The organism is Pseudomonas sp. BF-B-15 (genome assembly GCF_019946675.1).
GTDB lineage: Bacteria > Pseudomonadota > Gammaproteobacteria > Pseudomonadales > Pseudomonadaceae > Aquipseudomonas > Aquipseudomonas migulae.
Genome location: NZ_JAGYFZ010000183.1, coordinates 1 through 5320, shown reverse-complemented (window position 1 = coordinate 5320; position 5320 = coordinate 1). Strand labels below are relative to the sequence as shown.

Genomic DNA, 5320 nt, shown 5'->3' with positions numbered 1-5320 from the left:
GTATTACAGATACACCGCAGTGTCCAATTCGCCGGCAAGTCGGGTCGCCGCATCGCTGGCTCCTACAAGTGGTGTGTTGTATCAGAGGCTGGATTTCTGGATGACCTGCAAACTCATCTGCTCCAGCAGTTTGTTCATGTGAATGAACTGCGCGAAGCGTTTGTCCTGGGTCTGACCATGGAAGAAGCGGTAGTAGATCTGCTGCACGATGCCGGCCAGGCGAAACAGGCCGTAGGTGTAGTAGAAGTCGAAGTTGTCGATCTGGATGCCCGAACGCTGGGCGTAGTAATCGACGAATTCGCGACGGGTCAGCATGCCCGGTGCGTGGCTCGGCTGGCGGCGCATCATTTGCACCGGGGCCGGGTCGCCGGCTTCGATCCAGTAGGCGAGGGTGTTGCCCAGGTCCATCAGCGGATCGCCGAGGGTGGTGAGTTCCCAATCGAGCACGCCGATGATCTGCATCGGGTTGTGCGGGTCGAGGATCACGTTATCGAAGCGGTAGTCGTTGTGCACGATGCTTGAGGTCGGGTGATCGGCCGGCATTTTGTCGTTGAGCCAGGCTTTGACCACGTCCCATTGCGGAGCGTCCGGGGTCAGGGCTTTTTCGTAGCGATCGCTCCAGCCTTTGATCTGCCGCGCCACATAACCTTCGGGTTTGCCCAGATCACCGAGGCCATAGGCCTTGTAGTCGACCTGGTGCAGTTCAACGAACTTGTCGATGAAGCTCTTGCACAGGGCTTCGGTTTTCGCCGAATCCAGGCCCAGTTCCGGCGGCAGTTCGGAGCGTAGGATGATCCCGTTGACCCGTTCCATCACATAGAACTCGGCACCGATCACCGATTCGTCGGTGCAGTGCACGTAGGCTTTGGGGCAGTACGGAAAACCGTCGCGCAGTTGATTGAGGATGCGGAATTCGCGGCCCATGTCGTGGGCGGATTTGGCCTTGTGGCCAAACGGTGGCCGGCGCAGGACAAATTCCTGTTCGGGGTATTCCAGCAGGTAGGTGAGGTTCGACGCACCGCCGGGAAACTGGCTGATTTGCGGCAAACCGCTGAGGCCCGGAATGTGGGCCTTGAGGTACGGATCGATCAGGCTGGCATCGAGTTCTTCGCCGGAGCGGATACGGGTGGACTGGTCAGTAAGCGCCATGCTTATCCCTTCTGCTTATTCTGGAGGCCTGAGACTATTGGCTAATCTAATGTGCACACCCGGCACCGACAACCACGATCAGCCCTTATAGGTGAGCGTGTTGCCGGGCAATCATTGCTTTTGATACACCTGTTTGAATGTTGTCACAGCGCTGCCTGATTCGCATTGGCCGGCAGGGCGACGGGGGTGAGCACCGGTTCACCGGAAAAGAACGCCATCAGGTTGCGTCCGACCAGTTCGACCGTGCCCTGGGTCGCTTCCGGAGACAGGCCCGCGACGTGCGGCGTGAGGATGACGTTGCTCAAGGCTTTCAAGGCCTCCGGCACCTGAGGTTCGTGATCAAAGACATCCAGTGCCGCGCCGGCAATGCGTCGCTGTTCCAGTGCGCCGATCAGATCAGCGGTTACCACGACACTGGCCCGAGCGATGTTGACGAGAAAACCGTTAGGACCCAGCGCGTCCAGCACCGGGCGATTGATCAGGTTTCGGGTGCCGATTCCGCCGGGCGTGGCCACCACCAGGAAATCCGAGACGCGGGCCAGTTCGGTAGGCGTCGAACAGAAGCTGTACGGCACATCGCTGCGATGCTGGCGGTTGTGGTAGCTGACCGTCATGTCGAAACCGTTGGCCGCGCGCCTGGAGATGGCCATGCCGACCGCGCCGAGGCCGAGGATGCCCAGGCGTTTGCCGGCGAGGGAAGGGCGCATGATCTTCGGCCACTCGCCCCGTCTTACGGCGGCGTCGCAGCGCGGGATATCACGCACCAGCGAGAGCAGCATCGCCATCGCATGGTCGGCGACCGAAGAAGCGTTGACGCCGGCGCCGTTGGTGACGGTCAGGCCCCGGTCGGCGGCGGCTTGCAGGTCGACGTGTTCGTAGCCGGCACCGATCACGCAGATGATCTTCAGCGCCGGCAGCGCGGCTATTTCGTCAGCGTACAAACCTAACGGGCCACGGGTCAGGACCGCATCGATCCGGGCGCCGTGGGTGGCAATGGCCTCGGCGCGCTCGGCGGGGGTCGGTGCCAGAATCAGGTGAAACCCCTGATGCTCCAGAATCGGCAAGTAATCATTGATTGTTTCAACCAGTACCAGAACGGTTGCGGGCATGCTGGGCTCCTGTGACTTGAAAATCCCTAGAGATTGCTGGCTTCAAAGTGCATTGGCAACGATCAAGGTCGCAGCGCTACCAGATGATCATAGCGGAACAGGAGGGAGAGGTTGTGGCGCTGTCAAAAAGCTGCGCGCCGCGTCCAGAATCTCATCGGACAACGGTTCGCCACGGGTCGCGCGGGCCAGCGTCAGGGCGCCGACCATCAAGGAGAACTGCACCAGCGCCTGCTGTCGATCGCGTTCGTCATCGCCAGTGTCCATCAGGGGGGCGAACGTGCCGAGCAATGAGTCGAGACCGTCCATGAACGTTTGGCGCAGGCCGCTTTCGGCGGTTTCGTGGCACATGTCACCGGCAAACGCCGTCACCGGGCAGCTGTCGCCCGGATTATCGCGGCTGGCTGCCGACAGGTAGGGTTTGATCAAGGCCTGACGGGCGGCGTTCTTGTCTTCATTGGCGGCGATCCAGTCTTTCCAGCGGTCTGCCGATTGCTGGAATGCGCGGCTACTGGCCTCCTGGGCCAAGGCTTCCTTGGACTCGAAATGCCCATAGAAACCGCCATGGGTCAGGCCTGCTGCCGCCATGACGTCGATGACGCTGATGCCATGCACGCCCCGTTCGCGAAACAGCCGCGTGGCTGCCTCGACGATAATCTCGCGGTTGAGTTCGGCTTGTTTGCGGGAAACACGGGGCATTGGCGGCTCACATAGATAAAGGATGGCGATCAGAGGGCGTACTGGGCAATTCCGTTGCCGAACGACCAGTTCTCTTTTTTCACTTCGACCAGATTAATGAAAACGTCCTCGAGGCGCACCGCCAGTTCTGCGTTAATGCTCTCGGCGATGGTTTTATAGAGCAGTTTCTTCTGCTCGACGGTGCGGCCTTCGCTCAGGGTGATCTGAATCACCACCAGTTTGTCGCTGCGGTCGATCCCCAGGTATTGCGGGTCAAAGATGAAGTGCTGCTCGTCGTGTTCGGCGAGGATCTGGAAATTATCGTTTTCCGGCACGCCGATGGCGCTGTGCATGGCGGCGTAGATCAACTGCCCGATGCGTTTGGCGTGGGTGGGGTCCTGATGCTTTTTGATGTCGATGCGAACCAGTGGCATGGAAGGTCTCCAGAAGGGATGCAGGTTTACTTAAAATACATGATGGCAAACCTTTATCAAGTCGAAGCTGGCTTTGGCGATGAAGCGTTTGTGCGTGATTGAGGCTCACCCGACATTGTAGGAGCCGGCTTGCTGGCGAAAAATTTTGGATATTGCGGTTTTCTTCCGTCCGCCATCGCTGGCAAGCCAGCTCCTACAGGGTTGTGTTCGCTGCAGATTTGCTGATCCGCACAACCATTCCTCAGCTAAGTCTTTGCTTCTGTTCATTAATCCCGGAGAATCGCGCCCCTGTTTCGGCCAGGGCGCTGCCTGTCGGATTTTTCCGACTCGTCCTGACCGGGTAGCAACTGACCGGAATGTGGAGATCCCACCGGATGAATGATCAGGCCAATAGCGTTAACGAACGCTATGTAGCGGCGAACCCTGTCAGCCTTGAGGGCTGGAATCGTCATGACACCACCTGGATGCTTGGCCTGTTTGGCACGGCCATCGGGGCCGGTACCCTGTTTTTGCCGATCAACGCGGGTCTGGGCGGTTTCTGGCCGTTGCTGGTGCTGGCGCTGCTGGCGTTCCCCATGACGTTTTACGCGCACCGTGGCCTGACCCGCTTTGTGTTGTCCGGTCGCGAAGGCGCGGACATCACAGAAGTGGTGGAAGAGCATTTCGGCATCAAGGCCGGTGCGCTGATCACCTTGCTGTACTTCTTCGCGATCTTCCCGATCCTGCTGATCTACAGCGTGGCCCTGACCAACACCGTGGGCAGTTTCCTTGAGCATCAACTGCACATCATGCCGCCACCGCGCGCCGTGCTGTCGTTTGTGCTGATCCTCGGCCTGCTGGCGGTGGTGCGTTGCGGCGAGCAGGTGATCGTCAAGGCGATGAGCCTGATGGTCTATCCGTTTATCGTGGCGTTGCTGTTTCTGGCGGTGTTCCTGATTCCGCACTGGAACGGCGGCATCCTCACCACGGCATCGACGCTGCCTGAGCCGTCGGCGCTGCTGCACACCTTGTGGCTGGCGATCCCGGTGATGGTGTTCTCGTTCAACCACTCGCCGATCATCTCGGCGTTCGCGGTGGACCAGAAGCGTCGCTACGGCGACCACGCGGAAGAGCGCAGCTCGCAGATCCTGTCCCGCGCCCATGTGTTGATGGTGGTGATGGTGCTGTTCTTCGTGTTCAGTTGCGTGCTGACCCTGTCGCCGGCGCAACTGGCGGAAGCGAAGGCGCAGAACCTGTCGATCCTGTCGTACCTGGCCAACCACTTCAGCAACCCGACCATCGCGTTTGCGGCGCCGTTGATTGCGTTTGTGGCGATTTCCAAGTCGTTCCTCGGGCATTACATCGGTGCCAGTGAAGGTCTGAAAGGTCTGATCGTGAAGAGCGGCAAGCGTCCGGCACCGAAGACGCTGGACCGTATGACCGCGGCGTTCATGCTGGTGGTGTGCTGGATTGTGGCGACGCTGAATCCGAGCATTCTGGGGATGATCGAGACTCTCGGTGGCCCGATCATTGCGGCGATTCTGTTCCTGATGCCGATGTATGCGATCCGCAAGGTGCCGGCGATGGCACGTTTCCGTGGTCAAGCGTCGAATGTGTTTGTGACGGCGGTTGGTTTGGTGGCTATTTCGGCGTTGATTTATTCGCTGAGCGCTTGATTGTTGTTGTTTGCTTGATTGGTTGAGATGACGGCTGATCCGCTTTGCGGGTTGGCCGTTTTTTTTGTGCGCTGGTTTTTTGAGGGGGGGGCATATCCGTTGCTGCGGTCACGGCTGCTAATGGTTTCGCCCTTACGGCGAGTCACTTGGAGAAGCGCCAAGTAACCAAGCGCTCTTGCCCCTTTCGTTCGGTGGCTCGCTAATGCTCGGCATACCCTCGCTCCGGTCCTGCTCCGTGGGCCCGCCGCCATCGGCCATCCATGGCCGGGGGCGGCTAACCCGGCATCCATGCCGGGTT

At 59.6% G+C, this 5320-nt stretch carries 5 protein-coding genes; 1 reads left to right on the top strand and 4 read right to left on the bottom strand.

All coding sequences use genetic code 11. From position 1 onward, the window contains the following. Positions 1-81: 81 nt before the first annotated feature. The 4 genes from KGA97_RS28950 to KGA97_RS28935 all read right to left on the bottom strand — a co-directional run bounded on the left by KGA97_RS28950 (position 82) and on the right by KGA97_RS28935 (position 3367). Entirely contained in the window at positions 82-1149 is a 1068-nt protein-coding gene (locus tag KGA97_RS28950; protein ID WP_223481956.1) for a phosphotransferase family protein, read from the bottom strand. 143 nt (positions 1150-1292) lie between these two features. Next, positions 1293-2258 carry a 2-hydroxyacid dehydrogenase gene (locus KGA97_RS28945; protein ID WP_192227462.1) on the bottom strand — a complete coding sequence of 322 codons (966 nt, stop codon included), beginning with the start codon at positions 2256-2258 and terminating at the stop codon, positions 1293-1295. An 87-nt stretch (positions 2259-2345) separates the two neighbouring features. Next, complete coding sequence (locus KGA97_RS28940) at positions 2346-2954, bottom strand: TetR/AcrR family transcriptional regulator (RefSeq protein ID WP_223481955.1); 609 nt, start codon at positions 2952-2954, stop codon at positions 2346-2348. Between the two features lie 29 nt (positions 2955-2983). Continuing rightward, positions 2984-3367 (bottom strand): tautomerase family protein, encoded by a 384-nt coding sequence (locus KGA97_RS28935; RefSeq protein WP_223481954.1) that lies wholly within the window; start codon positions 3365-3367, stop codon positions 2984-2986. A 374-nt stretch (positions 3368-3741) separates the two neighbouring features. On the opposite strand from KGA97_RS28935, the gene KGA97_RS28930 reads away from it, so the two are divergent. Continuing rightward, positions 3742-5022: an HAAAP family serine/threonine permease gene (locus KGA97_RS28930; protein ID WP_223481953.1), complete on the top strand. Its 1281-nt coding sequence runs from the start codon at positions 3742-3744 to the stop codon at positions 5020-5022. Positions 5023-5320 lie beyond the last annotated feature (298 nt).

Excerpts from the sequence above, each read along its gene's own strand:
- KGA97_RS28950 (WP_223481956.1), bottom strand. The coding sequence starts at position 1,149 with ATGGCGCTTACTGACCAGTCCACCCGTATCCGCTCCGGCGAAGAACTC.
- KGA97_RS28945 (WP_192227462.1), bottom strand. The coding sequence starts at position 2,258 with ATGCCCGCAACCGTTCTGGTACTGGTTGAAACAATCAATGATTACTTG.
- KGA97_RS28935 (WP_223481954.1), bottom strand. The coding sequence starts at position 3,367 with ATGCCACTGGTTCGCATCGACATCAAAAAGCATCAGGACCCCACCCAC.
- KGA97_RS28930 (WP_223481953.1), top strand. The coding sequence starts at position 3,742 with ATGAATGATCAGGCCAATAGCGTTAACGAACGCTATGTAGCGGCGAAC.
- KGA97_RS28940 (WP_223481955.1), bottom strand. The coding sequence starts at position 2,954 with ATGCCCCGTGTTTCCCGCAAACAAGCCGAACTCAACCGCGAGATTATC.